Source organism: Halorubrum sodomense, from assembly GCF_900111935.1.
GTDB lineage: Archaea > Halobacteriota > Halobacteria > Halobacteriales > Haloferacaceae > Halorubrum > Halorubrum sodomense.
This window is the reverse complement of sequence record NZ_FOYN01000001.1, coordinates 458,590-485,035: the sequence shown is the minus strand read 5'-3', so window position 1 is coordinate 485,035 and position 26,446 is coordinate 458,590. Positions and strand designations below refer to the sequence as shown.

Genomic DNA, 26,446 nt, shown 5'->3' with positions numbered 1-26,446 from the left:
TCGATTTGGGAGTCAGCCCATTTAGATGCCGCGCTTCCGCCCCCGGGCGAGTCCGGGCGCGTGGCGGTCGACCGGGTCCTCCGGCGGCGAGTCACGAGGGCGTCGCGTCCGATTCGTCGCCGCGCTCGCGGAGGATCCGGTCGACGATGTCGCCGCTGGAGAGCAGTTCGTCCTCGTAGTTCGGCTCCCGGCCCGAGGCGCGCTCGACGCGGCAGTCGATCTCGCGGGCGTCGAGGGCGGCCGCGATGTCGGCCTCGTCGTGGTGCTGGTCGAACCCCAACACGATCACGTCGGGGTCGAGCCGCTCGATGGGGACGAACACGTCCTCGGGGTCCCCGAGGTGCGCCTCGTCGACCGCGTCGAGGGCGTCGACCATGTCGCGCCGCTGGCGGGCGCACAGCACCGGCGCGGGCTTGTGCGTGACGTTGGGGCGGCGGGCGACGATCGCGTGGAGCTCGTCGCCGTACGTCGCCGCGTCCTCCAGGTAGTGGACGTGGCCGGGGTGAAGCAGGTCGAAGGTCCCCTGCGCGACGACCCGCGTCATCTGAACCACGAGAGGAAGCCGCCGGAGTCGCGGTCGTCCAGCTCGCGGTCGATGTCCGCCTGGGTGAAATCGAAGAAGTGCTCGTCGGGCACCGCCACGTCGAGCACGTCGAGGGTGGTCTGGGCCCCCTCGTTGTCGAACGCCTTCCAGTCGCCCCACCCGTAGGGAGCGCCCACGATGATGTGCACCTTCCCCTGTCCGAAGGTGGCGAGGTCGGCGTCGCTCGGGCGCAGCGCGCCGTTCGGGTGCGAGTGGACCGACCCGACCGCGCGCATGTCGTTCGGCTTCATGTGCGAGCGGACGCTGGCGCTCGTCGGGCTCGACTCCGTGCCCGGGATGACGAGCACGTCGGTGATCACCTGGCCGTCCCGGTCGAGGTCCAGCTTCCGGGCGTCGTCCGCGCGGAGGAACCCCATGTACTCGTTGGGGTGCGTCTCCTCGCTCGCCTCGAGCACGAACTCCAGGGTCTCTCGGGCGATGCCGAGGAGCTTGTCCGAGCGGAACAGTCGCATGAACGAGACAAGTCGCCGTCGCCTCATAGGGGTTCCGGACCGCGGGACGCGGATGGGTCTCTCGGCCGTCGACGATCGAGTCCGGTGCCGTGAGCCCCGAGAGAACAGGCTTAACACCGGCCGTTCCCGAGACGTGTCCATGAGCGAAAACACCGCCGGAGATTCCGGCACGCGGGGCGATTCGAGCCCCGAACTCGACGCCGACGCGGCGGAGGGGACGGCCGAGGACGAGCGAGCGGAGAGCGCGACCGGCGACCGCCCGACCGTCTACGACCTGGCGCCGGACTGCACCCTCGAAGACGCAGAAGTCGACGCCCTGTACCACGCGGAGGTCAACGGCGTCGTCGACTACGGCGTGTTCGTCGACCTCTCCGACGCCGTGAGCGGCCTGGTCCACGAGTCGAACCTCGACGGCGAGTACGCGGTCGGCGACCGGCTGATCGTCCGGCTCACCGAGGTGAAGGAGAACGGCGACGTGGCGTTCGACGACGTCGACCCCGACGACTACCGCACCGAAGCCGTCGCCCACGAACCGACCGTCTCGCGGGTCCGGGGGCTCACCCCGGGCGACGAGGTCACGGTCGAGGGGGAGGTCGTCCAGGCGAAACAGACGGGCGGCCCGACGGTGTTCGCCGTCGCGGACGCCTCCGGCGTCCTCTCCTGTGCCGCCTTCGAGTCCGCCGGCGTCCGGGCGTACCCCGAGGTCGAGGTCGGCGACATGGTCCACGCCTCGGGGACGATCGAGAGCCGCGAGGAGGCGCTCCAGCTCGAGGTCGACTCGCTGAAGCGGCTCTCCGACGAGCGCGCCGGCGACGCCCGCGAGCGCTACGAGACGGCCCTCGACGAGCGCGCCGAGCCCGCCGACGTCGACCCGCTCGTCGAGTGGGAGGCGTTCGAGCCGATCCACGAGGACCTCCGCGAGCTCGCGCGACTCCTCCGCCGGACCGTCCTCGCCGGCCGCCCGATCCGCGTCCGGCACCACGCCGACGGCGACGGGATGTGCGCCGCGATCCCGGTCCAGCTCGCCGTCGAGAACCTGATCGAGGAGGTCCACGGGGACCCGGACGCGGCGCGCCACCTGTTCAAGCGGCTCCCGAGCAAGGCGCCCTACTACGAGATGGAGGACGTCACCCGCGACCTCAACTTCGCGCTCGAAGGCCGGGCCCGCCACGGGCAGAAGCTCCCCTTCCTGCTGATGCTCGACAACGGGTCGACCGAGGAGGACGTGCCGGCCTACGAGAACCTCGCGCACTACGACATCCCCATCGCGGCCGTCGACCACCACCACCCCGACCCCGAGGCGGTCGAGCCGCTGCTCGACGCCCACGTCAATCCCTACCTCCACGGCGAGGACTACCGGGTCACGACGGGGATGATGTGCGTCGAGCTCGCCCGCCTGATCGACCCATCGCTCACCGAGGAGCTCGAACACGTGCCGGCGGTCGCCGGCCTCTCCGACCGCTCGAAGGCGGAGGCGATGGACGACTACGTCGCGCTCGCCGCGGGCGCGGGGTACGACGAGTCCGACCTCCTCGACATCGGCGAGGCGCTCGACTACGCCGCCCACTGGCTCCGCTACTCCGAGGGGAAGACGCTGGTCAACGACGCCCTGAACGTGGGCTGCGACGACGAACAGCGTCACGAGGAGCTCGTGGAGTTCCTCTCGGAGCGCGCCGAACGCGACGTGGATCGCCAGCTCGACGCCGTCGACGACCACGTCGAATACGAGCGGCTCGCCTCCGGCGCGCACCTCTACCGGATCGACCTAGACGAGTACGCCCACCGGTTCACCTACCCCGCGCCGGGGAAGACGACCGGCGAACTCCACGACGCGCGGGTGAAGGAGACGGGCGACCCGGTCATCACCATCGGCTACGGGCCCGACTTCTGCGTGCTCCGCTCCGACGGGGTCCGGCTCGATATCCCGAACATGGTGACCGAGCTGAACGAGGAGCTGCCCGAGGCCGGCGTCTCCGGCGGCGGCCACCTCGTCGTCGGCTCGATCAAGTTCGTGAAGGGCCGCCGGAGCGAGGTCATCGAGGCGCTCGTCGAGAAGATGGCCGGCGCCGAGATCGACGAGGCGCTCTCGTCGACCATCGCGCTCGACGACTGAGCCGGCGGCCGCGACCGCCGACAGTCGACGTCGTTTTCAGCCGAACTCGACTCCGCGCCGAGCGACGGCACCGGCCCCCGCGAGGGCGACGCCGAACCCGGCGACGAGCGTGATCGGGAGGTGAACGCCGCCGCCGCGCCAGTCGGCGGCGTACGCGCGGGCGTAGAAGTCCGCGACGGACTCGTTCTCCATCGCGATCAGGACCTCCCGGTTGTTCGTCGTCGCGCTCGGGTTCCAGTTGAGGCTGCCGACGATCGCCGTGTCGTCGACGACGAGTCCCTTCGCGTGGACCTTCCCGTACCGACCGCGCGGCGCCGCGAGGTCGACCGCGATCGGTTCGTTCGCGAGCGCCGCCGAGAGGTTCCGGTTCTCCTCGCGGTCGTACCACGCGTTCGAGAGGAGCAGGTGAACGTCGACGCCGCGGTCGGCCGCACGTCGGAGCGCGCGCACGATCCGACCGTCGGGACCGCCGACGCGCGGCACGACCGCGAGCACCCGCTCGTCGGCCGCGTCGATCCGCGCGACGATCCGGTCGGCCGCGTTGCCGGGCGCGGTCAGGACGGTCACGTTCGCCGCCGCCGGCTCCCTCGGAGCCTCGAACCGGGTCGGGAACGAGCCGTTCGCCCGCCCGCCGTCGTAGAACTCGGTATCGGCGCGAAAATCGCGCCACCGCCGCGCGTCGTGCGCCCGAAAGTCGGCGAGGAACAGCGCGGCGAGGTCGTCCGCGACGGTCGCGTTGCGCTCGGAGGCGGTGCCCCCCTCGGTCCCGGTGCTCCCCTCGATACCGGTGTCGCCTTCGACGAGCGCTCCCCACCCGCGGTTGCTCCGCCCGCCCGTGCCGGACGGCTTCCAGTTCTCCGTGAGGACGACGGCGTCGTCGTCCGCGACCGCGTACTTGGGGTGGTGGAACCGGAACCGTTCGACCTCGCCGTCGAGGATCCGGACCTCGACGCCGGCGGCCGTCAGCCGGTCGATCAGTTTCGCGCTCCGCGACGAGAATCCGCCGACCGGCGAGCCCTCCAGCAGCACCCGAACGCGCACCCCGCGGTCGGCCGCGGCGGCGAGCGCCTCGACGACCCGCTCCGACGCCAGCGTGTAGCCGGCGACGAACAGGCGGTCGTCGGCGGTTCGGAACGGTTCGACGGGCATCCCGGGACTGTCCGGGAGGACGAACGGCGTGACGGCGGCGCCCGGCGTTCGACGCGGCGACCGGGGCTCGTACCCTCGCGGCCGCCACTCCCCCCACGCGGCCCGCCAGCGGTCCCCCTCGCTGGCGCGGTCGTAGGCGGCGACGTCGACCGCGGCTCCGTCACGACGGAGTTCGATCCGTTCGCCCGAGGCCGAGAGGGGAAAATAGTCGTTCAGGCGACGGATCTCCGGGGTGTCGGGACCCGTCGCCTCGGTATCCCCCGCGGAGCCGCCGAGGATCGACGCGGTCCGGTTCGGCGCCATCGACAGCGTCACGGTTCCGCTCGCGTTCGCCGGGATGTCGGCGTCGTAGTAGCCGTCGGAGAGCGACCAGTTCCCGCGCTCCGGGAGGGAGACGACGAGGTACTCGCCGCGGTCCTCCTCCGTCGCCGGGTTCGGGTACAGCTCGACGATCCGCGGCTCACGGGCGGCGTCGGACGCGTTCGTCGGCGTCGGTTCACCCCCGTCGAGAGGGGCGGCAGCCGCCGTGGAACAGCAGGCGACGCTCGTCACCGCGACGAGCAGGACGAGCGTCGCGACGCGAGACGGGCGTTTCGGAGGACGGAGCGACACGGGGGACCTGTCACCGGTATCTGATAAAAGGGTTCGCGACCGGGACGATTACTTGGACCCGAGACGGACAGTCGCGGGCGATTCAGGCCGTCGCCGCGGGCTCGGTCTCGTCGTCGAGCGCGTCCAGCGCCTTCTCGCCCTCGGTCGAGACGACGAACGAGCGCTCGTCGGCGTACTCGGCGACCGCTTCGAGCGCCTCGCGGGTGCCGATCTGCCGCAGCGCCCAGCCGGCGGCCGCGCGGACGTCGTCGGACGGGTGCGCTTCGAGCGCGTCGGCGAGCGGCTTGACGGCGCGGGTGTCGCCGATCAGCCCGAGCGCGCGGGCGGCGTGGGGACGGACCAGCTCGTCGGTGTCGCCGTCGGGGTCGAGCCGGTCCGCGAGCGGCTGGACCGCCTCGGGCGCGCCGATCTCGCCGAGGGCTTTGAACGTCGCCTTCTGGAGCTGCGGGTTCGAGTCCTCGCCGACGTACTCGATCAGGGTGTCGGTCGCCTCCGCGGCCGCCATCTTCCCGAGTATCCGGATCGCGGGCCGGTCGCGCTTCTCGGCGCGGCCGAGGACCTCCTCGACGGAGTCGTCCGTCTTGCCGCGCTTGCCCATCCGCTCGAACGCCTCCAGGCAGTGGCGCTCCATGAACTCGGACTGGAGCGAGTCGAGCGCGAGCAGGATCATGTCGACGTTCCCGCGCGACTCGTGCTCCTTCAGCGCGGCCCACTCCACCGGGAAGTCCTTGTAGTGGCCGAGCACATCGTAGTACTCCTGCGCCCGGAGCTGCTCGTGGGTCTCGAGGTCGTCCCACTCCTCGGCGTCGTCGAGGGCGGCCTCCAGGTCGCCGGTCGCCTCCAGCAGCGCGGCGATCACGTCCGCGTCGTCGTCCGCGTCGAAGCCGGCGTCTGCGACCGCCGCGGCGACGGCGTCGAGCGCCGCGGTGAGCCGATCGACGGGTATCGGCCCGGGGGCGTCGTCGGTCTCCTCGCCGTCCGCGACCTCGTCTAAGAGCGCCTCGGGGTCCTCCTCGGCCCCGTCGATCGCGTCGGGCGCCACGTCGATCGCGTCAGGGGCCGCGTCGTCGATCGCGTCAGGGGCCGCGTCGTCGATCGCGTCGGCGGCCTCGGCGACGAACGACGCGACGGCGGCCGCGACGTCGTCGTGCCCGGCGTCGGTCCACTCCGTGTCCTCGACCGTCCCGGCGGCCGCCTCGACCGCGTCGACGACGTCTTCTCCGTAGGGGCCGCGGGCGTCTTCGACCCCCTCGCGGAGCTCCGCGACGCGGGCTTCGAGGTCGCCGCGGGGGTCGTCGGCGTCCTCGTCGTCCTCGTCCGGCTCGGGGAGGTCCGCCTCCTCGATCCCGGTCTCCGCGTCGTCTAAGAGCGCCTCGACATCGTCGAGGTCGGCCTCCGTCTCGGCGGCCTCGAGGCGGTCGGCGATCTCGTCGAGGTACTCGGTCAGGGACTCCTCGGTCGCGTCATCGGGGAGCGTCGGGGCGGCCGTCTCCGCCGACTCGCCGGCGTCCCCGCCGTCGTCCGCGGCGTCGGCCTCCTCGGAGGCGTCGGCCGGGTCGTCGTCGCCGTTGCTCATATATCACAGAGTCCGTGTGTAGTCCATTAAGAGGTTTCCCTTCGCGGGCGGCAAGCGGCCTGTGCGCGGAACCGGGCCGGCGCCGAGCGCGCGGAACCGGGACGGTGTGCGCGGCGGACAGACCGCCTGCGACCGGAGACCGACCGCCGCCGCGGGACGGCCGGACCGCCGGTGAGCCGGGACGAACCGACGGCGGACCCTCCGGTTCGAGAGTCGTGTTCACGACCAGCACTCTTTTATTATCTCCTTCTAATACCGAAACGATTCGATGTGGGACGTCGACCGAGAGGCGGTCACCGACGGGCCGGTCGGGCGCGTGTTGCTCGTCCTCGCCGCGCCGCTCGTCGCGCAGAACGTCGTGTACGTCGCCAACGCGCTGATCGACACGTTCTGGCTCGGGCGGGTCGGCGAGGACGCGGTCGCCGCCGTCGGCCTCAGCCTCCCGATCCAGTCGCTGCTCGGCGCGACGGTCGTGATCGGCGCGGTCGGCACCCAGATCCTCGTCGCGCAGCGCGCCGGCGACGACGACGAGGCGGGCGCGCGCCGCGTCGCGGTCAACGGCGCGCTCGTCGCGCTCGCGGTCACCGCTGCGGTCGCGGTTCCGGTTGTCGTCTACGCCGAGGAGGTGGTAACGCTGCTCGGGGCGGACCCGGCGCTCGCCGGGACGACGGCGACGTACCTCGCGATCGTGGTCGCCGTCCTCCCCGTCGGCGCCGTCGGCGACACCGTCGAGAACTGCTTCACGGCGTACGGCGACACCCGCGCGGTGTTCCACGTGAGCCTCGTGGGCGTCCTCGTCAACCTCGTGGCCGCGCCGGTGCTCATCTTCGGGGTCGGGCCGGCCCCGGAACTCGGCGTCGCCGGCGCCGCGATCGGCACCGCGCTCGCCGGCGTCGCCGGACTCCTGTGGATCCTCGGGTACGCCGCAGGGATCGGCCGCGACACGTTCCGGCTCACCCGCCGGGCGTTCGCGTTCGATCCCGCGACCGTCCGCGAGGTCGTCTCCGTCGGCCTCCCGCTCGGCGGCCAGCGCGGCGTGAGCGAGCTGGTCAGGGTCCTCGTCGTCGGCCTCGTCGCGATCGCCGGCGGGACGGCGGGCGTCGCGGCGTACACGGTCGGCGCGCGGGTCGCGACGCTGGCGATCGTCCCGGCGCTCGGGATACAGCAGGCCGCCCAGTCGATGATCGGGCAGAACGTCGGCGCGGACGCTCCCGCGCGCGCCCGCCGGACGACCACCGTCGGCACCGCGATGGTCGTCGCGGGGTTCCTCGCGCTCGGCGCCGTCCAGTTCCTGTTCGCCGGGGGAATCGCGGACCTGCTCGCCCCGGACCTCACCGCGGCGGGACGCGACCTCGCGGTCACGTACCTCCGGATCCTCGGCGCCTCGTACTGGGCGCTCGGCGGGACCTACACCCTGTTAGCCGCGTTCAACGGCGCCTCCCGCACCCGCACCTCGTTCGCCGCCGACCTGATCAAGTACTGGGCGGTCCGGTTCCCGATCGCGCTCGCGGCCGTTCCCGCCGCGACGACGTTCGGCGCCTTCGGCGTCACGGTGACGCCGGGGCTGGGCTGGGGCGTCGCGGCCGTCTTCTGGGCGGTCGCGGCCTCGAACGTCCTCGGCTTCCTCGGCCTCGGCGCGTACTTCCTGTACGCGACGCGGCGCGGGATGTTCGCGAACGCCGCCGAGCGCGCGAGCGGCGGCGAAGCGGTCGCCGGGACGACCGACGACGACTAACCGCGGGCGCCTCGGCTCAGGCCTCCGCCAGCAGCTCCGCGCTCTCGACGACCGTCGCGAACTCGCCGCGCAGGTGCGCGAGCGCGACGCGGTGAGAGGTCTCGGGGTCGATCCGATCGCCGTCCGGCGCCTCGCGGGCGTGAGTCGCGGTCGCGTCGGCGACCACGCGGACGTCGTAGCCGCGGTTCTCGGCCTCGCGCGTCGTTGTCGAGACGCAGTGGTCCGTGGTGAGCCCGCAGACGACGAGCGACTCGTGGCCCGCCTCGCGGAGCCACTCGTCGAGCCCTGAGTCGAGGAAGGCGCCGTTGACCGACTTCTCGAACGTCGGTTCCCCGTCGGCGGGGGCCGTCTCGGGCTTCCACGCGAAGCCGGGGGCGTCGGGGCGGAGCGGCGAGTCCGGCTCCGTCGATGCGTGTCGCACGTGCGCGACGGGGCGGCCGGTGGCGCGCCAGCGGTCGAGGAGGGCGGCCGCGACCGCCTCGGCGTCGGGGTTGTTGCGCTCGCCCCAGCCCGGCTCGTCGAAGCCGGTCTGGAAGTCGACGAGGAGGAGGACGGCGTCGTCGGGGAGCGCGATCGGCTCAGTCATCCGCGCTCTCCGCGACCGGCGGGTCGCTCCGGTCTCCGCCCGCGAACCGACGCCACGCGCCGGGTTCCAGCAGGGACTCGCGCGCCCGCGGGTGATCTCGCGCGGGGTCGAGCGGGCAGGCGTCGGGGCTCGCCTCGTCGTCCTCGCGGAAGAGGTACTGCGTCCACTCGCGGTCGCCCTCGGCGCCCCAGTCTCCGAGGTCGGCGTGGGGACAGACCCCGTCGTACTCGCCCATCCGGTCGCGGATCGCCTCGCGGGCGCGCTCGCCGGCCTCGGTGTCGGCCGTGATCCCCTCGAAGACGGCGCGGGGCTGGAAGGTGACCTCCAGCCCGACCGGCGAGTACCGGCTCTTCCGCTCGTCGTAGAAGGGCGCCCGCGACGTGGGGAACAGCGGTTCGCCGCCGAAGCAGAACTCCCAGCGCGGCGTGTCCGGGTCGGTCGGGATGTCGTCGGGCCACGGCTCCGGGTCGTGGACGTGGAGGAACTCCAGCACGTGCCAGAGCCGCTCGTGGTAGTGCGCCTCGCCCCGGTCCCCGGCCGGCGGCCTGAAGAACACCGCGAGCGGCGCGCGGTCGGCGTGGTCCGCGTAGGTGTCGAGGTACTCCAAGAGGACGTCGCGCAGCCGCAACAGCGCGGCTGGGTCCGTCGTCGACTCGCAGGCCGCGTAGAGGAGGTCGCCCTCGCGCTCGGCCTCGATGCCGAAGTAGCAGGGGAACGGCGACCCGTCGCGCTCGCCGAGCATCGACTCCCGGAAGGTTCGGTAGTGCTCGCGGAGCCACGGCGGCGCGTCGTCGAGCCGACCGCGGAGCGTCTCCTGGTCCAGCAGCACGCCCTCGGTTCCGGGCTCGTTCATGCGCGTTATCGGGGCGAGACGGTCTTTTGGCTTTCGCCGGGTTCGGCGCGGTGGGAACCGGCGCGGTCGAGTTCGAGACACGGAGACCCGGCGGTCCGGTACCCGGATTTATTTCGGCTCGGCGGGAACGTCGTCCGACGAGATGTCCGACGGCGACCCCCACGGCCTCGACCGCTTCGTCGAAGCGCAGGCCGGCGTGATCGAGTCGGCCAAAGAGGAGCTGCGATCGGGACGGAAGCGCGGCCACTGGATGTGGTACGTGTTCCCGCAGGTCGAGGGGTTGGGGAGCAGCCGGACCTCCCGGCGCTACGCGATCGGGTCCCGCGAGGAGGCGAGCGCGTACCTCGCACACTCGACGCTGGGGCCGCGGCTACGGGAGTGTACGGAGATCGTCAACGCCCTGGAGGGACGGACAGCGCACGAAGTGTTTGGGTCGCCGGACGACCTGAAGTTCCGGTCGTCGATGACGCTGTTCGACTCTGTCGCGGACGAGTCCGAACCGTTCGGGACGGCGCTGGAGCGGTACTACGACGAGCCCGACCCGAAGACGCTCCGGTTCCTGCGCGACAACTGAGGTCGGAGCCGATCCCCGACGGTGGCAGCCGTGTGAGCCCGGACTCAGTCCCCGGCCACCGCGAACCGCGAGGCGTCGCTCTCCTCGCTCGGCGCGGTCACGAGCGACACGCCCACCGTGAGCGCCCCGGACAGGACCATCAGCCCGAGCGCCACGTCCCAGCCGCCGGCGACGGTACGGGGCAGCGTCGGAACGGCGCCGACGACCGCCGACAGCACCACCGCGAGGTAGATCGCCTGCGGGACCGCGACGCCCGCGATCATCCCGGTGCGCGTCGTCCGGGGCCAGTAGAGCGCGCAGATCACGGGGAGCGCGAGCAGCGCGAACCCGGAGAATGCGGTGCCACCGACCTCGATCAGCGTTCCCGGCCGGAAGAGGCTCGCGACGAACGCCAGCGCCGCGAACGCCCCGACGCCGATCCGCGCGATCCACGCCTCGCGGCGCTCGGAGGCCTCCGCGTCGATCAGCGGGCGGTAGAGGTCCCGAGTGAAGTACGACGACCCCGAGAGCAGCATCGAATCAGAGGAGGACATCATCGCGGCCATCGCGCCGGCGACGACGACCGCGGCGAGCCACGTCGGCGCGTACTCGTTCAACACGACCGGGAGCACGTTCGCGTTCTCCGGGACGGTCAGCGGGGTGCCCGCCGCCCACGCGCCGAGCATGAACGCGGGGACGAAGAGGAGCAGCACCAGCACGGGCCATAACGCGAACGACCGCTTCAGCGTCGCCGCCGACTTCGCGACGAAGAACCGCTGGTTGATCTGCGGGAACATCGTCACCCCGAACGCGATGGTGATCGCGGTCGAGATGATGAACCCGGGCGTGTACGTCCCGCCGCCGAAGCCCCCGAACTCGGGCCGGGCCGCCAGCATCCCCTCGGTCGCGGCGCCGACGCCGCCGAGCGCCGAGACGACCCACGCGGCCGCGAGCCAGACGACGGAGAGCATGAACAGCCCCTGAAGCGTGTCGGTCCACGCCACGCCGCGGAGCCCCGCGACGGCGACGTAGAGGATCATGAACGCCGTGATGAGCGCCGCGCCGCCCCAGTAGGGAACCGCGCCGTTCGTGAGCCCCACGAGCGCCTCGCCGGCGCCCATCTGCTGGAGCATCACGTACGGGAACAGCCACAGGAGGCTCACGCCCGCGACGAGCGCGCGCAGCCCGGTCGAGCCGAACCGGTCGCCGAGCATCTCGCCGAGCGTCACGTAGCCGTTGCGGGCGCCGATCAGCCACTGCTTGTAGCCGATCACGTACCACAGCACGGCGAACAGGACGCCGTCTAACGTCCCCATCACGATCAGCCACTCGGGGCCCGCGCGGTACGCGAGGTTCGGGCCGCCGAAGAAGGTGAACGCCGACAGCAGCGTCGCGAACGTCGTGAAGAGCAGCACGAGCGTCCCGATCGACCGGCTCGCGAGGTAGTAGTCCTCGGCGGTCGTCTCCGAGACGCGGTACGCGACCAGCCCGAGCGCGAGCGCGACGACGAGGTACCCGACGACGACGCCGAGCGAGAGGCCGAGCGTCATCGGCGCTCCACCTCCCGGTCGGCGGCCTCGGCGGCGGCCTGGTCCGTGATCTCCTCCGCGGTTCCGGCGGCGCCAGCGGTCGGGCGCTGCCCCATCCCGCGCTCCCACGCGCCGCTCCGGACGAACAGCGCGAACAGGGCCGCGCACAGCCCGAGCCACGCCACGTGCCACCAGATCCAGACCGGGAGCCCCGCGACGACGCGGTCGACGCCCCACAGCGGCCACGGCACGGCGAACGCCACGAGTATCGCGAACGTCGGTATCCACACGAGATCGCTCCGTGAGCGCGTCATGTGAGATAATAATGTGTCTATAAACACTAAGAACTGTTGGACGGGTTCGGATATGCGTATCGAAAAAAATTATTCTTCAACAATCGCGGCCGGAGGGGCGTGGCGATAACTACTTTCCGCGAGGAGCGCAACCACACACGGACGGGCGCTACCGCCCGACATCACCATTCACCACTCATGAAAGACACAGAAAAATACCTGATACACGCCACCATCGCGGCCGACGGCGTCGTCGAGCGGAGCGACGTCGTCGGGGCGGTGTTCGGGCAGACCGAGGGGCTCCTCGGAGACGAGTTGGACCTCCGAGACCTCCAAGAGTCCTCGCGCGTCGGCCGAATCGACGTCTCCGTCGAGTCGGAGAACGGTCAGTCGTTCGGCGAGGTCACCGTCGCGTCGAGCCTGGACAAAGTCGAGACCGCCATCCTCGCGGCCGCGCTGGAGACCATCGACCGCATCGGACCCTGTCACGCCTCCGTGGAGGTGACGAGCATCGAGGACGTGCGGGCGGCCAAGCGCCGCGAGGTCGTCGAGCGCGCGAAGGAGCTGATCGCCGGCGGCTTCGAGGAGACGAGCCTCGCCAGCAGCGACGTCTTAGACGAGGTCCGCGACGCCGCCCGCGTCGAGGGGATCGTCGACTACGAGGGGCTCCCGGCGGGCCCCCGCGTCGGCGACTCCGACGCCGTCATCGTCGTCGAGGGGCGCGCGGACGTGCTCACGCTGCTCGACTGCGGGATCAAGAACGCCGTCGCGGTCGAGGGGACGAACGTCCCGGAGTCGGTCGCCGACCTGACCGCCGACCGGACCGTCACCGCGTTCCTCGACGGCGACCGCGGCGGCGAGCTCATCCTCCGCGAGCTCGCCCAGGTGGGCGAGGTCGACTACGTCGCGTTCGCGCCGCCCGGCGAGTCCGTCGAGGACCTCGACCGCGACGCCGTCTTCGAGGCGCTCCGCGGGAAGGTGCCGTACGCCAGCCTCGCGGACGCCGCCGACCTCCGAGCCGCAGCGAGCGACGAGGAGATCGCCGACGGCGACGACCCCGGGTCGGTCGCCCGCGTCGGCGACGGCGGGGCGGTCCCGGACGACTCCTCGGACGACGACTCGGCCGGACCGTCGACCCGGTCGGCCGCCTCGCCCGATATCGAGCCGGAGACCGAATCGGACGAGTCCGAACCGTCAGAGTCCGAAGGGTCCGAAGCGCGCGACGCGGCGACCGAGACCGGCGATCCGCCCCCGGCCGACGGAACGAGCGAAGCGCCGGAGCCGGAGTCGACGCCGACCGACGAGGACGAGCTCGACTCGACGCCCGACACCGACGCGGCCTCAACCGTCGAACCCGACACGGACGCCGATCTGGAATCAGAATCCGACGAGTGCGCCGAAGCCGACCGCGACGAAGCCGCCGGGACAGAGCGCGACGGCGAGTCCGACGAACCGGGATCGATGGCGGCGCATGTCGACGAGGTCGTCGACGGGGAGACCGGCCGTGCGCGGCTCCTCGACGACGGATTCGAGGTTCTCAGCGAGGTCGACGCCGCGGAGGCGTTCGACGCGGTCGAGGGCGCCGAGCCCGCGCCGCACGCCGTGGTCGTCGACGGGATCGTCGACCAGCGGCTGCTCGACGTGGCCGCCCAGCGCGGCGTCGGCGACCTGGTCGGCCGCGACCTCGGCGAGTTCGTGAAGCGCCCGGTCGGCACGCGCGTCCTCGCCGCGGACGACGTCTGGGCCGGGAATTAAGACGAGGCCGTCGTCGGTCATATATAAATAGCGACTCGCGAAGCCGGACAGAGAATCCCCGAGTTCCCCACTCAGTCGTTTATAAATCGCTCTTGGTAGGGTGATTGTTTTCAAAGCCCCAGTCGCGAGGCGGGCGCACACTCGCTGTGGTCCTCACTCGGTCGCTCGCGCGCCACCGCGGTTCTATTTATAAATACGCTCGTCCCGTCGGCTCACACCAGCCCGACCGCGCCGAGCACCGCGAACAGCGCGTCGCCGTACGTCAGCGAGACGACGAGCCCGACGGCCATCGGGACGACGAACGGCATCCCGGGCGAGACCAGCACGCGGCCCTCGCGGGCGACGACGTCGAGGCCGTCGCGAAGCGTGGCGGCGTCGGTGCCGTAGGCGCCGTGGTCGATCTCGTCGAGGAAGCGCTCGGCGGCCCACGGGTCGTCGAAGTCGGAGCGGGACGGAGCGCCTCGCTCCGCGTCGCCGCCGGCCTCGGCGTCGACCGCGGTCCCGCCGTCCGTCCGAGGGCCGACGTGGGTCCCGCCGTCGGTCGGGTCGAACGTCTCGTCGACCGAGGCCGGATCGCGGAGCCCCTCCGGGTCGGCCCGCAGGTCCGCGAGCGCGAGGCCGCGCCAGCGGAGGTACATCCGGAGCGCGTCGAGGTCGAGACCGTTCCGAGTCGGCCCGTCCGGGGCCTCGAACAGTCGCCCGTGCCGGTCGGGCAGCGAGTCGGTCGGGACCGGTCGCGCGAAGAACATGCTCGGCGAGGCCTCGCCGCGGACGAGGTTGAGAGCGGCGAGACCGACCGGGTACGCGAGGCCGAGCAGGACGGTGTTCGTGAGGATCGTCAGCGAGAACACGCCGACCTCGGTGTCGACGAGCGGGAGGGCGAAGGCCCCGATCTCGTAGGCCGGGAACGTCGGGAATATCACCGCGAGCGCGATCATCGCCTTGGCGTCGGCGCCGCCGAACGCGCCGAGGTACCAGAACGCGTAGCCGAGCGGCGCGACGAACAGCAGGCTGATCGCGGCCCGCAGGAGGAAGATCCGCCCGTCGTACCCGGCGAACGGCCACAGCGAGGCGGCCTCCCAGATCAGGAGCAGCGCGCCGAACAGGTACAGCGGCGGCCAGATCCGGTTCGGGAGGCGGCGGGTCCGGACGTCCCGAAGGGCCGCCCACCCGAACACGGGGACGACGAGCAGTCGGAGGAGGTCCGGCAGCGTCGCGAACATGTCTCCACGGGCGAGACGGGACCAATTAGGCGTTCGGGTTCGGCTATCGCGAGCGATAGCGCCGGTTCCCGACGGCCGATCCGCGGGGTGTCGCGGCCGATTCGCGGGGTGCCGAGGCCGATCCGCCGGGCATTTGTGGGTCGCCGGTCGACCGGGGCGCAATGCGTCGCCGCCTCGGGACGAGCCTCTACGCCGGCCTGCTCTTCACCGTCCTCGGTCTGGTCGCGTGGGCGACCGGCCAGCCGTTCGTCTTTCCGAGCCTCGGCCCGTCCGCGTTCGTCCTCGCGTTCGACCGCCGGAGCGAGCGCGAGCGCGCCGTCCGCGTCGTGGGGAGCCACCTGATCGGCGGGCTCGCGGGGCTCGCGGCGTGGGCGGGTATCGCTGACGGCGCCGCGCTGACGGCGACGCCCCCCGCCTTCTCCCCCGAGGGGTTCCGGCTGACCGCGAGCGCGGTCGTCTCCCTCGTGACGACCAGCTGGGCGATGATCGCGACCGAGACGGCCCACCCGCCGGCGTGCGCGACGACGCTCATCGTCTCGCTCGGCCTGCTCTCGACGCCGGCCGAGGTGGCGATCATCGTCGCGAGCGTGACCGTCCTCGTCGCCTTCCACGGGGCCGTCGTCCTGCTGTTCGAGCGCCTCGCCGGGGACGCACACCCCCTCTACGGGCGCGACGACGCGGGCGATGCGAACGGCTGACGCGACTCACTCGTCCGGTCGGTCCGGTCCGTCGGGGCGGTCCGGTCGCCTGTCGAACACGTCGAGGACCGGCTCGGGATCGGCGAGTCCCGGAATCCGGTGTTCGTCGTCGCGGAGTTCGATCACGACGGTCTCGGTTCCGAGCCGTCGGTCGAGCCGCCCGCGTTCCACCCGCAGGTCGGTCTCGTCCCACGGCTCGACGCGCCACAGCACGACGCCGAACAGGCGGTCGCGGGCGACGAGCGCGCCGTCGGCGGCGCGGTACTCGACGAGCCCGTACCGGAGTTCGCGGTCGAGCGCGGCGAGCCCCAGCGGGAGCGCGACCGCGACCGCGGCGAGGGCGGCGGCGGTCCCCCGGTCGCCACCGATCGCGAACAGGACGCCGACGAGCGCGGGGAGCGCCGCGAGGTACCACAGCCCCGGGTGGCGAACGAGCGTCGCCGACGCCCCGGCGAGTCGCGCGCGGCCGGGCTGTCGGACCGCTTCGACCGGCTCCGCGGTCGAGCCGTCGACAGACTCCGCCGCGGGCGGGTCGTACGAGAATCCCAGGTCGAGCGCCGACGACTCGTCGAACGCCGCCAGTCGGTCGCCGTACAGCCCCGCGAGGTCGAAGGCGAACTTCACCGCGACGATGCCGAGCAGGAGCGGGAGCCCGATCGCGTCGGGGTCGAGCGCGGAGATCGGCGTGTCGCCCTCCAGCGTGCTCGCGGCGACGATCGTGACGGTGAACAGCGCGCCGAGAAAGATCGCCGCGCCGCGGGCGAACACCCCTTGGATCGCGGTCTGGGCGCTGTGGTCGCGGTACTCGCCGCGACCGAAGTACTCGACGAGCGTCGTCGCCGCCTCGCCGACGAAGACGGCGATGACCGCGAGCGTCACGGTGTCGAGCGCGTCGGCCGACAGCCCGCCGTCCGCGACGACGCCGACCGTGAGCGCGCCGACGACGGCCCAGACGGCCGCGAGGATCGGCGCGGCGATCGGGAGGACGAGCAGCGACGAGACCCGGATCTCGACCCCGGTCCACGGGATCGACAGCCCGGCGCGTCGCTGCGCGAGCGGGCCGACGATCAGTCCGTCGCGTTCGATCTCCGAGGGGCGCCCGGCGAACAGCGCGCGGACGAGCGCCCAGAGCGACGTGATGCCGAGTTCGAACCAGTACAGCGTCATCAGCGCGGCCGCGTTCCAGCCGAGCGCGACCACGCCGACGAGCGGGAGCAGGGTGGCGAGCGCGACGGAGAGCGCGCGCGGCCGGCGACCGCGACCGAGCGCGCGCAGTCGGTCGGTAGAGCGGAGGGAGGGCATCCGCCGGTCGTTCCGCGGCGCCGCACATAAGCGGTCCGGAGCGGTCGCGCGTCGCGATGGCGGACCGGGTCGGCGCGACACCGGACCGACCTCCCTCCCGCGCGAGGCGGCCGTCTCAGCGCGCCGGACCGGCGCGGCGGTGAAGGTACAGGTACGCGAGCACCGGAACGATCGTGAAGAGGAGCGTCGAGAGCCCCCAGACGACCGCGTAGCGGCTCCCGCGCGCCCTCGCGTCGCGGAAGATCCACGCCGCGGCGGCGACGACGACGCCGTAGATCACGAGCGTGAGCGGGAGCGACCACGGGAGGGCGACGCCGAAGAGGGTCATACCCCGCTAGTGGAGGTCGAACGGATTGAGCCCTTCGATCGGGGGGATCCGGTCGTGAGAAACCGACCGCTCACGACCCGGCGGTCGGTTCGCCGTCGGCGACCGCTCACGACCCGCCGGTGAGATCCGCGGACATCACGAAGTCGGGCTCGGCCGCGACCGGGACGCGGTTCGCGCCGGTGTCGCTCACGTGTTCGACCGTCTCGGGTATCAGCACGCGGGCGGCGTCGGCGTCGGCGGCCGCGGCGTCGGCAGCGACGGCGTCGTACAGCGCCCCCGCGGCGTCGAGGTCGCGCCACGCGGCGACGCCGTACGTCGCGGTCCGCGTGGTCTCCCCATCGGCTTCGCGCTCCGTCACGCGGGTCCGGACCGCGAAGCCGGCGACCGACCTCGGACCGGCGACCGCGATCAGTCGGTCCTCGGCGGCCGCGGTCGCGAGTCGCTCTCGGGTGAGTTGGGAGCAGGCCCACGGCTCGTCGGGGTCGAGCGCGAGGCCGCGCAGGCGGTCGCGGGCGTCGCTGTCGCTCCAGAACGCCCACGCGGCGTTCGGGTCGGGGTCGACGAGGGGTTCGAGATCGACCCCCGAATCGTCGATCGCGTCCGGATCGGGCTCCGGCTCCGCGAACCGGAACTCGGTCTCGGGCTCGAAGCCGACCGCGCGCGACTGGCCGAGTCCCATGACGTTCCACGAAAAGACCATGTTTCGGCAGACTGCGGCGCCGCGGTCGCGGGCCCAGTCGAGCGCGGCAGCCGAGAGCGCGGTGCCGACGCCGTGGCCGCGCGCGGCGGGGTCGACGCGGATCCCCTGTCCCCACGCCTCCCACTCCGAGAGCGAGACGGCCTGAATACAGCCGACGACCGCCTCGGGCTCCGCGTCGGCGGCGCCGGCGCCGTCGCCCGCGACGTGCGTGTCGCCCGGCTCTCGGCCGTCGAGGCCGGAGATGTCGACGGCGTCCGGGGGAAGCGTCGCGACGAAGGTGCCGCAGTCGGGGTCGTCGGACCCGGCCCAGTCGGGGAACACCCGCGGGATGTAGTCGTCGTGGCGCTCGCCCCAGGTGTCGCGCGTGAACGCCGCGACCGCGTCGGCGTCGGCGGGGCGGGCCTCGCGGACGACGACATCGGACTCGCCTCCCGCCCCCGTCATCGCCAGGGCTGCGACTCCTCGGTCAGTTCGCCCGCGAGGTCCCGGGTCATCGCGTCGGCCGGGTCGGCGGCGTTCGCGAGCGCCCACATCAGCTTCACCTTCGCGGTGCCGGGGAGGGTGTCGCCGGCCTCGACGACCCCCGCGTCCAGCAGGTCGCGGCCGGTGTCGTACACGCGGTCGCAGACCCGCCCGTCGAGGCACTGGCTCGTCATCGCGACGACGGCGCCGCCCTCGACGAGGTCCTCGATCCGCGGGATGAGGTCGGTGTGGACGTGGCCGAGCCCGGTGCCCTCGATCACGACGCCGTCCTTCCCGTCTAAGTACGTCCACGCCGCCGGATCCATCCCGGGCGTGAACTTGACGAGCTCGACGTCGGGAGCGAGGTCGGGCGCGAGGTCGACCGATTGCGCCGCGCTCCCGCGTGCGAGCGGCTCGCGGCGCCACTCGATGGCGGCGTCGGCCGCGTCGCCCTCGGCGCCCGCCTCCGCGGCGGCCTCGTAGTCGATCAGGCCGAGGGGCGCGGCGCCGACGGTCTCGAAGGCGTCCCGGCGGGAGGTGTGGTTCTTGCGGACGCGCGTGCCGCGGTGGAGCGCGCAGGCGTCGTCGGAGGGGCCCGCGTGCATACAGACGAGCGTCTCGGCGTGGTCGGCCTTCGCGGCCTCGACGGCGCAGACCGCGTTCATCACGTTGTCGGAGGAGGGGCGATCGGCGGATCGCTGACTCCCGGTGAACACGACCGGGACCGGCGAGTCGAGCATGAACGAGAGCGCGGACGCGGAGTACTGCATCGTGTCGGTGCCGTGCATCACGACGACGCCGTCGGCGCCGGCCTCGATCTCCTCGGCGACGGCTTCGGCAAGCTCGCGCCAGATCGACGGCTCCATGTTCTCCGAGAGGATGTTCGCGACGACTCGGCCGCGGTAGTTCGCGCGCCCGGCGAGCTCGGGCACGGCCCGGAGGACGTCCTCGGCGTCGAACTGGGCCGTGACGGCCCCCGTCCGGTAGTCGACGGTGGAGGCGATGGTCCCGCCGGTCGAGATGAGCGAAATCGTGGGCAGGCCGTCGTCGAAGGTGATCTCGGAGGTCGCCTCGCCCGCGTCGTCGGTCTCGGCGGCGGGGTCGACCTCGCGGACGCCGGATTCGAGCACCTCGACGTCGGCTTCCTCGCGGTCGATGCCGACGTTGTACCCGCCGTCGAGCTTGACGACGAGGTGGTCGCGCGTCGTGGAGGGGAGCAGTACGCCCTCGTTGGTGACGCCCCCGCGGTCGACGCGGACGCGATCTCCCGGTTGCATACGACGGAGTTCCCTCGGGGTCGACTTGAATCCAACCGTTCGCGGCGCGGGGCGGGAGGCCGGCGGGAAACAGGAGAGGAGACGGAGGCCGGCGGCTATCGGCCGGTCGCGGGGGTAACGGGCGGCCGCGTCAGTGCTCGATGTACTCGGCTTCCCAATCGGTGCGGGCCTCGATTTCGCGGCGGCCCCGGCGGGTCAGCGTGTAGTAGTTCGTGCGGCGGTCGCGCTGGCCCTTCTCGACGAGCCCCTTCTCGACGAGCGTGTCGAGGTTCGGGTAGAGGCGGCCGTGGTGGATCTCCTTCTCGTAGTACCCTTCGAGCTCCTCTTTGATGGCCAGCCCGTGCGGCTCGTCGAGCCCCGCGATCACGTAGAGCAGGTCGCGCTGAAAACCTGTGAGGTCGTACATACAACTGACTATACATACCTGTCGAAAATAAATAAATATACCGTTATATCAGTCCACGTACGACCGAACAGCGGGGCTTACGTCCCCGGAACACCGACCTCCGTTCTGTCAATTCCGTAACTGTCACGCGAGTCCGGACCGCGTGCTCACGGCCGGAACTCGTTTCGATCTACTGATACGCATCCGTTCGAGAGTCGAACGGTACCACCTGCCGTGGCAAGGCGGAAACGGAACCTCGCCGCGTCTCGGCGGCGCCGCTCGGCGTGGAACGTGGAACTGCGCGCGACTCCGCTCGGGCGCGAGGCGACGAGCGGAACGCTAAGGGGTCGAGTTTCCGAAGAAGGCACGCCCGACGCGGAAAAAAGCCGCGTCAGGCCTGCCGATTGGTCCCCGCTGACGCTTCGGCCCTCCAGACGAAGCGTCACTAGACTGTACAGCGTAGAGAGTGATAAACGTGTCGTACGGCGCTCACATATGTTCTTCTTCTAACACCCAGCCGATCGCGCGCTTGTAGTGGGTGAACAGCTCCTCGACGCCGCGGTGGCTCATCTCCTCGTCGTCCAGCTGCTCGCGGAGGAACTCGTACTGCTCTCTGACCTCCTCTTCGGATCGCATACGAGAGGGATAGGGAGCCGTCCCGGATAGTGTTTGGCCGAAGGTGGTGGTGAACCCGACTGTCGACGTCGAAGTCTCAGATGCTCACCGGTACGTCGGTAACGTCGCCGCGGCAAACACTTCCAAAGCCCCAGCCGCGAGGACTCGCGCGACTCGCTGCGCGCTTCACTCGGTCGCTCACTCCGTTCACTCCCTCGTTCCAGTGCTTGCGTCGTCGTGCTTCGCCCTCGCGGCTGCCCCTTTGAGCCCCACCCCCCACACGGCACCGCAGCCTCACACCTCCCCAGCCTCGTCGGTCGCCCGTCGCTCCGCTCGGGCGACCGACTCCCTCGCGCGTGCTCCTCGCGGCCTCCGCTTCGCTCCGGCCGCTCGCAGGCACGCGCCACCGCGTCTCGGGTCGTGATCCGTCGTCCCCCCGCGCTCATCTCGCTTCTTCCCCCCCGCTCATCTCGCTTCTTCCGCGGTCGCCCGCGAACGGTAACGTTGATACGTCGACCGCGGGTACGAGAGGAGACGATGGACGACCGGACCCGCGAGTACCTCCGGGGGCGGTTCGGCGACTACTACCGGTCGGTGTCGCTGTCGCTGCCGCCCGACGCGAACCTCCGCGAGTGGGGCCACATCCCGTGGACCCCGGGGTCGGGGACGACGATGGTCCGCCACCAAGCGCTGACCGAACTCGGCCACGTCGACACGTTCTTCGCGGACAACGCGCCGCGACACGCCTACTTCTCGGCCGCGCGCTACGACGAGCCGGGGGCTGCGACGATGGGACAGAAGGGGTGGCGGAACGCCGACCTCGTCTTCGACTTAGACGCCGACCACCTCCCCGGCATCGACCCCGAGACCACCTCGTACCCCGAGATGCTGGCGGCGTGTAAGGACGCCCTCTTTCGGCTCTTGGACTTCCTCGACGACGACTTCGCGTTCGAGGACGTGACCGTCGTCTTCTCCGGGGGGCGCGGCTACCACGTCCACGTCCGCGATCAGAGCGTCCGGGAGTTAGACAGCGACGCGCGCCGTGAGATCGTCGACTACGTGCGCGCGATCGACCTCGACACCGACGCCCTGATCCGGACCGTCTCGGAGCGCGGGACGACGAAGCGCGTCCTCCGGACCGAGGGCGGGTGGGGCGCGCGCGTCCACGACGCCCTGGTCGAGTACGCCGACGACCTCCGCGAGATGGACGAGGAGGCCGCCCGCGAGCGGCTGATGGAGCTCGACGGGATCGGGGAGGGCCGCGCGGAGACGATCCTCGGCGCGTTCGACCGGAACCCGACCGCGGTCCGCGAGGGGAACGTGGAGGCGGGCGGTCCGGGCGTCAGGCGACTCGTCTCGGCGCTCGCGACGCGCGTCGCCGCCGAGGACGCGGCGCCGATCGACGAGCCGGTGACCACCGACACCCGTCGGCTCATCCGGCTGCCGGGGACGCTCCACGGCGGGTCCGGGCTCGTCGTCACGCCGCTCGACCGCGGCGAACTGGCCGACTTCGACCCGCTCCGAGACGCGGTTCCCGACCGGTTCGTCGGCCGCGAGATACGGATCGAGACCGACGCGGATCGGACGGTAGAATTAAACGGCGAGCGCGTCAGAGTTGAATCCGGTAGAGACACCGTGCCGGAGTTCGCGGGGGTCTTCCTGATGGCCCGCGGCGAGGCGCGGAAAGCCCCCGAACGATGACGGAGTACACCGACGAATGAACCTCGACGAACTCCGATCCGCGCAGGCGAAAGAGCGCCGGAAGGACAGCCTCCAGCACCTGCGGGACTCGTTTTACGACGACGTGGGCGCGTACGTCGCGGACCTCCGGGCCGCGCGCGACCGCCGCGCCGAGCAGGTCGACAACCCCTTCGAGGACGACGACATCCGTCGGCTCTCCGACGAGGTCGAGACCGCCGAAGAGGTCGCGGAGGCCCTCTACGAGCGCCGGGTCGGCAAGGTCGTCAAGCTCGCCTCCTTCGCCGCCGCCGACATGTCCGTCGACGAGGAGGGGATGACGACCGAGGAGCGCCGGCTGTTCGACGACCTCGTCGAGCGCATCACCGCGAACAAGTCGGAGGTGCTCGACGTGCTCGCGGGCGAGTCACCGGTCCCGGACGATTCCCAGACCACCGACGAGATCGCCGACGAGACCGCTGCCGCACCCGACGCCGCGGGGTCGCGCGACCCGACGCCGAGCGACCCGACATCCGAAACCGATGCGTCCCCGACGGGCGCGGAGCCGACGGATCCGAGTACCGAGGTGGCGGACGCCGCCGACGGCCCCGCCGCCTCGGACGCGCTCGCCGGTGCGATGGGCGGCGGGGAGTCCGATCCGTCCGCCGACGCTCCGCCCACGCCGCCCGAGCCGACCGAGAGCGGCCCGGATCCCTCCGAATCGGAGCCGGCCGAAGGAACCGGGGCGAACGGCGACGAGCCGACGCCGGTGCCGCCCGATCCGGCGCCTCCGGGAGCGGTCGGCGTCGACGAGGAGCGCGACGGGACTCCCGCGGGCGACGCCGACGAGGAATCGACCGCTGACGCGACGACGGACGGCGGAGCGGTGCCCGAGGGAGCGCCAGCCGGCGAGCCGGCGGCCGACTCGCCGACGACCGCCGACGCCGACCCGGCCGCAGGAACCGAGCGAGCGACCGTCCGGATCACCCGCGACGTCGGGGCCATCTTCGGCGTCGACGAGCGGGAGTACGAGCTCGCGAGCGAGGACGTCGTCTCCCTCCCGGTCGAGAACGCCGACCCGTTGGTCCAGCGCGACGCGGCCGAGCGGCTCGACTGACCGCGGTCGATGGCGCCCTCCGTGCCCTCCTCAGCCGACGGTCGGGCCGGCACCGACGCGGACTCCCGTTCTCCCGAAGTCGACGAATTCGGGCGTGTCGCGGCCGCGTTCGGCGCCGTCGCGACGCTCTCGGCGCTCGGCGGCATCGCGCTCGCGGTGCTCCTCGATCCGACCTTCTCGTGGACGGCCGACGCCCTCTCCGACCTGGGCGTCCGCGACGGAAGCGCCGTCGCGTTCAACTGGGGACTGATCGTCGGCGGGGCGGCGGGCGTCTGCTACGCCGCGGGCCTCGGACGAGCCGGTCGACCGCTCCGGGCGCTCCTGCTCGCGCTCGCGATGGTCGCGATGGCCGGGATCGGCACCTTCGATCTCACCGAGCCGCTTCACGGCCCTGCGGCAGTCGGGTTCTACGGACTTATCACGGCGGTCTTCGCCGTCGACGGGTGGCTCAGGCGAGGCGAGGCGACCGGCCGCGTCGCGCTCGCGTTCGCCCCGGTCCACGTCGCCGTCTGGGCGACGTTCGTCGCCGGGTGGTGGCCCGTGACCGGGCTCGCGCTGCCGGAGCTCCCCGGCGCGCTGATGCTCGCCGCGTGGGTCTGGGTCGTCGGGCCGGCGCCGGTCACCGAAGCGGTTCGGTCTCCCGCCGGCGACCCGACCGACGGACACTAACCCCGCGGGCGGCTACGGATCTCCGATGGAACTGGAGCTCCTCGGCGGCGCCCGCGAGGTCGGTCGGAGCGCCCTCCTCGTCGACGAGACCCTCCTCCTAGACTACGGACTCAAGACCGCCGACCCGCCGCAGTACCCGGTTCGGGACCCGGAGCCAGACGCGGTCGTGGTCTCGCACGGGCACCTCGACCACGTCGGCGCCGTCCCCGCGCTGCTGAAGGGCGACCGGCGACCGCCGGTCCACTGGACGCCGCCGACGGGCGAGCTCGCGCGGACGCTCGCCGAGGACACGCTGAAGCTCCACGGCAACAGCCCGCTGTGTCCGTTCGGCGCGGAACACGTCGCTCGGCTGGGCGAGGTGGAGCGGCGGCACGGTTACGAGGAACCCTTCGCGGTCGCCGGCGGGATCGACGACGGGGGGTACGAGGTGACGCTGTTCTCGGCCGGCCACATCCCGGGCTCCGCGCACGTCCTCGTCGACGACGGCGAGACGCGCCTGCTGTACACCGGCGACTTCCACACCGACGACCAGCGGTTGGTTGCGGGGACGACCGCGCGCCCCGACGCCGACGTCGTCGTCTGCGAGTCCACCTACGCGGACGTGACCCACGAGGACCGCGCCGCGGTGGAGTCGGCGTGGGCCGAGCGCGTCGAGCGGACGATCTGGGAGGGCGGCACCGTCGTCGCGCCCGCGTTCGCCATCGGTCGGACGCAGGAAATGCTCCTCGTCGCGGCCGCGAACGACCTCACGCCGTACGTCGACGGGATGGGCGTCGAGGTGACCGAGATGCTCCGGCAGTATCCCTCGTTCCTGCGCGACGCGGACGCGTTCGACGAGGCGGTCGGCCGGGCCCGGGTCGTCACGGGCCGCGACGGACGGCGCGAGCGGATCGCGGGCGAGAACGCCCTGATCGTCACGACTTCCGGGATGCTCGCCGGCGGTCCGGTCCACACCTACCTCCCGGAGATCCGGACGAACCCGACGAACCTCGTGACGCTCACGGGGTACCAGGTGGAGGGAACGCCGGGCCGCGAGCTTCAGGAGCGCGGGCAGTTGGAGCTGAACGGACGCGTTCGGCCGGTGAGCGCGCGGGTCGACTCGTACGACTTCTCCGCGCACGCCGACCGCGAGGGGTTGGAGTCGTTCCTGGAGTCGTATCGCGGAGCGCGCGTGCTGGTGAACCACGGCGACCGCTGCGAGGCGTTCGCGGAAGATCTGCGCGCGGACGGGTTCGACGCGAGCGCGCCCGGGACGGGCGAGCAGGTGAAGCTGTAAGCGAGTCGGGCCTCGACGGGTCAGTCCTCCTCCCCGGCCTCGACGACCTCGCCGCCATCGACGGAGGCGTTCAGCAGGAACGCCTCGTCGACCGTCCCGTCGTACGCGACGCCGCCGCCCGCCTTGGGGGTGTCGTACGCTCCTTCGTTCCACTCGGGATGGAGGTAGGTGAGGTTCCGATCGGGGAACTCGACGGCGACGATCTTCCAGTTACCGCCGACCGTCGACGAGGGGACGGTGTTGACTTGACGGCGGATCTTGGTCGACGTATCGAACGGGGTCGCTCCGTCGAAACTCACCTCCGTGAGGTCCTCCGCCTCCTCGACCGGCGGGGTCTCAGCGACCCACACGTTCGCGGTGACCTCGCCGTGTCGACCGTCGACCAGCGCTCGGCCGTTCGCCGCGTCGTCGAATCTGATCCCCGTCACAGTCGGGCCCTTCGGCACGCAGGTCACGGTGTGGACGCGGTCAAGCGAGACGCTGACGCCGCCGCCGCTCCCGTCGGCCTCGAACAGGAGGGAAACGGGCTCTCTCTCCGGGCAGCGCAGCGTGACGTTGACCGCGGCGGCGGTTCCCTCGTCGAGCGACGAGGGCGAGTCGACGGACTCGATCGCGACTTCGGTCGACCCGGGGTCCGCTATCGAGACGGCGACGTCGAACTCGTCGAGAGCGGTGCCGAACTGGTTGCGGTACTCGACGACGGCCGTCGGTTCCCCGTCGTGGACTTCGTCGGTGAGCGGTACGTAGCCCAGGTACGCGCTCGCGTCGTTCGTCACGTTGACGGCGAGCCCGCGTTGGGCCTCCATCGCGGTGAATCCGGCGGTGCCGAAGATCAGCCCGAGCGCCGCCGTGAACGCGAGTACGATGCTCAGCGCGCGGAGGGGTCTCACGCGGGCCGACGGCGCCC

Annotated in this window: 25 protein-coding genes; 9 read left to right on the top strand and 16 right to left on the bottom strand. The window is 71.8% G+C overall.

Features of this window, described 5'->3' with window-relative positions; genetic code table 11:
• Positions 1-91 precede the first annotated feature (91 nt).
• A complete protein-coding gene (locus tag BM286_RS02480; protein WP_092920009.1) occupies positions 92-544 on the bottom strand; it encodes an adenylyltransferase/cytidyltransferase family protein in 453 nt (150 codons plus the stop codon).
• On the bottom strand, positions 541-1,056 hold the full coding sequence (locus BM286_RS02475) for a Mov34/MPN/PAD-1 family protein (RefSeq protein ID WP_092920008.1): 516 nt from the start codon (positions 1,054-1,056) through the stop codon (positions 541-543). The genes BM286_RS02480 and BM286_RS02475 overlap by 4 nt, the downstream gene beginning before the upstream one ends.
• A gap of 139 nt (positions 1,057-1,195) precedes the next feature.
• Between BM286_RS02475 and BM286_RS02470 the strand changes: the two genes are divergently transcribed.
• Positions 1,196-3,169: a DHH family phosphoesterase gene (locus tag BM286_RS02470; protein WP_092920007.1), complete on the top strand. Its 1,974-nt coding sequence runs from the start codon at positions 1,196-1,198 to the stop codon at positions 3,167-3,169.
• 36 nt (positions 3,170-3,205) lie between these two features.
• Here the strand turns inward: BM286_RS02470 and BM286_RS02465 are convergent, their stop codons facing one another.
• Both BM286_RS02465 and BM286_RS02460 read right to left on the bottom strand, forming a co-directional pair.
• On the bottom strand, positions 3,206-4,882 hold the full coding sequence (locus BM286_RS02465) for a phospholipase D-like domain-containing protein (RefSeq protein ID WP_092920476.1): 1,677 nt from the start codon (positions 4,880-4,882) through the stop codon (positions 3,206-3,208).
• 130 nt (positions 4,883-5,012) lie between these two features.
• Positions 5,013-6,506: a HEAT repeat domain-containing protein gene (locus tag BM286_RS02460; RefSeq protein WP_092920006.1), complete on the bottom strand. Its 1,494-nt coding sequence runs from the start codon at positions 6,504-6,506 to the stop codon at positions 5,013-5,015.
• A 268-nt stretch (positions 6,507-6,774) separates the two neighbouring features.
• Between BM286_RS02460 and BM286_RS02455 the strand changes: the two genes are divergently transcribed.
• The gene (locus tag BM286_RS02455) at positions 6,775-8,241 is read left to right on the top strand and encodes an MATE family efflux transporter (protein WP_092920005.1); all 1,467 of its coding nucleotides are present in this window, start codon (positions 6,775-6,777) and stop codon (positions 8,239-8,241) included.
• A 16-nt stretch (positions 8,242-8,257) separates the two neighbouring features.
• Here the strand turns inward: BM286_RS02455 and BM286_RS02450 are convergent, their stop codons facing one another.
• Complete coding sequence (locus BM286_RS02450) at positions 8,258-8,827, bottom strand: cysteine hydrolase family protein (protein ID WP_092920004.1); 570 nt, start codon at positions 8,825-8,827, stop codon at positions 8,258-8,260.
• Positions 8,820-9,680 carry a YqcI/YcgG family protein gene (locus BM286_RS02445; RefSeq protein ID WP_092920003.1) on the bottom strand — a complete coding sequence of 287 codons (861 nt, stop codon included), beginning with the start codon at positions 9,678-9,680 and terminating at the stop codon, positions 8,820-8,822. The genes BM286_RS02450 and BM286_RS02445 overlap by 8 nt, the downstream gene beginning before the upstream one ends.
• Before the next feature lie 142 nt (positions 9,681-9,822).
• Between BM286_RS02445 and BM286_RS02440 the strand changes: the two genes are divergently transcribed.
• Positions 9,823-10,254, top strand: coding sequence for a DUF1810 domain-containing protein (locus BM286_RS02440; RefSeq protein ID WP_092920002.1), 432 nt, complete (start codon positions 9,823-9,825; stop codon positions 10,252-10,254).
• Between the two features lie 44 nt (positions 10,255-10,298).
• Here BM286_RS02440 and BM286_RS02435 read toward each other — a convergent pair whose 3' ends face one another.
• Together BM286_RS02435 and BM286_RS02430 are read right to left on the bottom strand one after the other, a co-directional pair.
• Positions 10,299-11,783: a sodium:solute symporter family protein gene (locus BM286_RS02435; protein WP_092920001.1), complete on the bottom strand. Its 1,485-nt coding sequence runs from the start codon at positions 11,781-11,783 to the stop codon at positions 10,299-10,301.
• Positions 11,780-12,076 carry a DUF3311 domain-containing protein gene (locus BM286_RS02430; protein WP_245779319.1) on the bottom strand — a complete coding sequence of 99 codons (297 nt, stop codon included), beginning with the start codon at positions 12,074-12,076 and terminating at the stop codon, positions 11,780-11,782. The genes BM286_RS02435 and BM286_RS02430 overlap by 4 nt, the downstream gene beginning before the upstream one ends.
• Positions 12,077-12,253: 177 nt before the next feature.
• On the opposite strand from BM286_RS02430, the gene dnaG reads away from it, so the two are divergent.
• The gene (gene dnaG / locus BM286_RS02425) at positions 12,254-13,810 is read left to right on the top strand and encodes a DNA primase DnaG (RefSeq protein WP_092920000.1); all 1,557 of its coding nucleotides are present in this window, start codon (positions 12,254-12,256) and stop codon (positions 13,808-13,810) included.
• A gap of 212 nt (positions 13,811-14,022) precedes the next feature.
• Here the strand turns inward: dnaG and BM286_RS02420 are convergent, their stop codons facing one another.
• Positions 14,023-15,033, bottom strand: a complete 1,011-nt coding sequence (locus BM286_RS02420; RefSeq protein WP_092919999.1) for an A24 family peptidase — start codon at positions 15,031-15,033, stop codon at positions 14,023-14,025.
• Positions 15,034-15,194: 161 nt separating this feature from the next.
• Between BM286_RS02420 and BM286_RS02415 the strand changes: the two genes are divergently transcribed.
• Complete coding sequence (locus tag BM286_RS02415) at positions 15,195-15,731, top strand: HPP family protein (RefSeq protein WP_092919998.1); 537 nt, start codon at positions 15,195-15,197, stop codon at positions 15,729-15,731.
• 6 nt (positions 15,732-15,737) lie between these two features.
• On the opposite strand, the gene BM286_RS02410 is transcribed toward BM286_RS02415, so the two are convergent.
• The 6 genes from BM286_RS02410 to BM286_RS15400 all read right to left on the bottom strand — a co-directional run bounded on the left by BM286_RS02410 (position 15,738) and on the right by BM286_RS15400 (position 20,821).
• On the bottom strand, positions 15,738-17,033 hold the full coding sequence (locus tag BM286_RS02410) for a DUF6498-containing protein (protein WP_092919997.1): 1,296 nt from the start codon (positions 17,031-17,033) through the stop codon (positions 15,738-15,740).
• Between the two features lie 115 nt (positions 17,034-17,148).
• Positions 17,149-17,361 (bottom strand): hypothetical protein, encoded by a 213-nt coding sequence (locus tag BM286_RS02405; protein ID WP_092919996.1) that lies wholly within the window; start codon positions 17,359-17,361, stop codon positions 17,149-17,151.
• Between the two features lie 106 nt (positions 17,362-17,467).
• Positions 17,468-18,505: a GNAT family N-acetyltransferase gene (locus BM286_RS02400; RefSeq protein ID WP_092919995.1), complete on the bottom strand. Its 1,038-nt coding sequence runs from the start codon at positions 18,503-18,505 to the stop codon at positions 17,468-17,470.
• Positions 18,502-19,800 carry a Glu-tRNA(Gln) amidotransferase subunit GatD gene (gene gatD, locus BM286_RS02395; RefSeq protein WP_092919994.1) on the bottom strand — a complete coding sequence of 433 codons (1,299 nt, stop codon included), beginning with the start codon at positions 19,798-19,800 and terminating at the stop codon, positions 18,502-18,504. Before gatD ends, BM286_RS02400 begins: the two co-directional genes overlap by 4 nt.
• Before the next feature lie 130 nt (positions 19,801-19,930).
• Complete coding sequence (locus BM286_RS02390) at positions 19,931-20,206, bottom strand: helix-turn-helix transcriptional regulator (RefSeq protein ID WP_092919993.1); 276 nt, start codon at positions 20,204-20,206, stop codon at positions 19,931-19,933.
• 468 nt (positions 20,207-20,674) lie between these two features.
• Positions 20,675-20,821, bottom strand: a complete 147-nt coding sequence (locus BM286_RS15400) for a hypothetical protein (RefSeq protein ID WP_167603289.1) — start codon at positions 20,819-20,821, stop codon at positions 20,675-20,677.
• A gap of 516 nt (positions 20,822-21,337) precedes the next feature.
• Here BM286_RS15400 and priS point away from each other — a divergent pair.
• From priS to BM286_RS02370, 4 genes are read left to right on the top strand one after another with little or no spacing between them, the layout of a single operon-like run.
• Positions 21,338-22,501 carry a DNA primase small subunit PriS gene (gene priS, locus BM286_RS02385; RefSeq protein ID WP_092919992.1) on the top strand — a complete coding sequence of 388 codons (1,164 nt, stop codon included), beginning with the start codon at positions 21,338-21,340 and terminating at the stop codon, positions 22,499-22,501.
• A 16-nt stretch (positions 22,502-22,517) separates the two neighbouring features.
• Positions 22,518-23,594 (top strand): hypothetical protein, encoded by a 1,077-nt coding sequence (locus BM286_RS02380; RefSeq protein ID WP_092919991.1) that lies wholly within the window; start codon positions 22,518-22,520, stop codon positions 23,592-23,594.
• Positions 23,595-23,603: 9 nt separating this feature from the next.
• Positions 23,604-24,263: a DUF998 domain-containing protein gene (locus tag BM286_RS02375; protein ID WP_092919990.1), complete on the top strand. Its 660-nt coding sequence runs from the start codon at positions 23,604-23,606 to the stop codon at positions 24,261-24,263.
• Between the two features lie 25 nt (positions 24,264-24,288).
• Positions 24,289-25,539, top strand: a complete 1,251-nt coding sequence (locus BM286_RS02370; protein ID WP_092919989.1) for an MBL fold metallo-hydrolase — start codon at positions 24,289-24,291, stop codon at positions 25,537-25,539.
• A gap of 20 nt (positions 25,540-25,559) precedes the next feature.
• Here BM286_RS02370 and BM286_RS02365 read toward each other — a convergent pair whose 3' ends face one another.
• Positions 25,560-26,429: a hypothetical protein gene (locus BM286_RS02365; protein WP_143103849.1), complete on the bottom strand. Its 870-nt coding sequence runs from the start codon at positions 26,427-26,429 to the stop codon at positions 25,560-25,562.
• Between the last annotated feature and the right edge of the window lie 17 nt (positions 26,430-26,446).

Excerpts from the sequence above, each read along its gene's own strand:
- BM286_RS02445 (WP_092920003.1), bottom strand. The coding sequence starts at position 9,680 with ATGAACGAGCCCGGAACCGAGGGCGTGCTGCTGGACCAGGAGACGCTC.
- BM286_RS02455 (WP_092920005.1), top strand. The coding sequence starts at position 6,775 with ATGTGGGACGTCGACCGAGAGGCGGTCACCGACGGGCCGGTCGGGCGC.
- BM286_RS02480 (WP_092920009.1), bottom strand. The coding sequence starts at position 544 with ATGACGCGGGTCGTCGCGCAGGGGACCTTCGACCTGCTTCACCCCGGC.
- BM286_RS02390 (WP_092919993.1), bottom strand. The coding sequence starts at position 20,206 with ATGTACGACCTCACAGGTTTTCAGCGCGACCTGCTCTACGTGATCGCG.
- BM286_RS02475 (WP_092920008.1), bottom strand. The coding sequence starts at position 1,056 with ATGCGACTGTTCCGCTCGGACAAGCTCCTCGGCATCGCCCGAGAGACC.
- BM286_RS02415 (WP_092919998.1), top strand. The coding sequence starts at position 15,195 with ATGCGTCGCCGCCTCGGGACGAGCCTCTACGCCGGCCTGCTCTTCACC.
- BM286_RS02370 (WP_092919989.1), top strand. The coding sequence starts at position 24,289 with ATGGAACTGGAGCTCCTCGGCGGCGCCCGCGAGGTCGGTCGGAGCGCC.
- BM286_RS02450 (WP_092920004.1), bottom strand. The coding sequence starts at position 8,827 with ATGACTGAGCCGATCGCGCTCCCCGACGACGCCGTCCTCCTCCTCGTC.
- BM286_RS02410 (WP_092919997.1), bottom strand. The coding sequence starts at position 17,033 with ATGCCCTCCCTCCGCTCTACCGACCGACTGCGCGCGCTCGGTCGCGGT.
- BM286_RS02435 (WP_092920001.1), bottom strand. The coding sequence starts at position 11,783 with ATGACGCTCGGCCTCTCGCTCGGCGTCGTCGTCGGGTACCTCGTCGTC.
- dnaG (WP_092920000.1), top strand. The coding sequence starts at position 12,254 with ATGAAAGACACAGAAAAATACCTGATACACGCCACCATCGCGGCCGAC.
- BM286_RS02470 (WP_092920007.1), top strand. The coding sequence starts at position 1,196 with ATGAGCGAAAACACCGCCGGAGATTCCGGCACGCGGGGCGATTCGAGC.
- BM286_RS02375 (WP_092919990.1), top strand. The coding sequence starts at position 23,604 with ATGGCGCCCTCCGTGCCCTCCTCAGCCGACGGTCGGGCCGGCACCGAC.
- BM286_RS02460 (WP_092920006.1), bottom strand. The coding sequence starts at position 6,506 with ATGAGCAACGGCGACGACGACCCGGCCGACGCCTCCGAGGAGGCCGAC.
- BM286_RS02405 (WP_092919996.1), bottom strand. The coding sequence starts at position 17,361 with ATGACCCTCTTCGGCGTCGCCCTCCCGTGGTCGCTCCCGCTCACGCTC.
- BM286_RS02380 (WP_092919991.1), top strand. The coding sequence starts at position 22,518 with ATGAACCTCGACGAACTCCGATCCGCGCAGGCGAAAGAGCGCCGGAAG.
- BM286_RS02400 (WP_092919995.1), bottom strand. The coding sequence starts at position 18,505 with ATGACGGGGGCGGGAGGCGAGTCCGATGTCGTCGTCCGCGAGGCCCGC.
- BM286_RS15400 (WP_167603289.1), bottom strand. The coding sequence starts at position 20,821 with ATGCGATCCGAAGAGGAGGTCAGAGAGCAGTACGAGTTCCTCCGCGAG.
- gatD (WP_092919994.1), bottom strand. The coding sequence starts at position 19,800 with ATGCAACCGGGAGATCGCGTCCGCGTCGACCGCGGGGGCGTCACCAAC.
- BM286_RS02440 (WP_092920002.1), top strand. The coding sequence starts at position 9,823 with ATGTCCGACGGCGACCCCCACGGCCTCGACCGCTTCGTCGAAGCGCAG.
- BM286_RS02430 (WP_245779319.1), bottom strand. The coding sequence starts at position 12,076 with ATGACGCGCTCACGGAGCGATCTCGTGTGGATACCGACGTTCGCGATA.
- BM286_RS02420 (WP_092919999.1), bottom strand. The coding sequence starts at position 15,033 with ATGTTCGCGACGCTGCCGGACCTCCTCCGACTGCTCGTCGTCCCCGTG.
- priS (WP_092919992.1), top strand. The coding sequence starts at position 21,338 with ATGGACGACCGGACCCGCGAGTACCTCCGGGGGCGGTTCGGCGACTAC.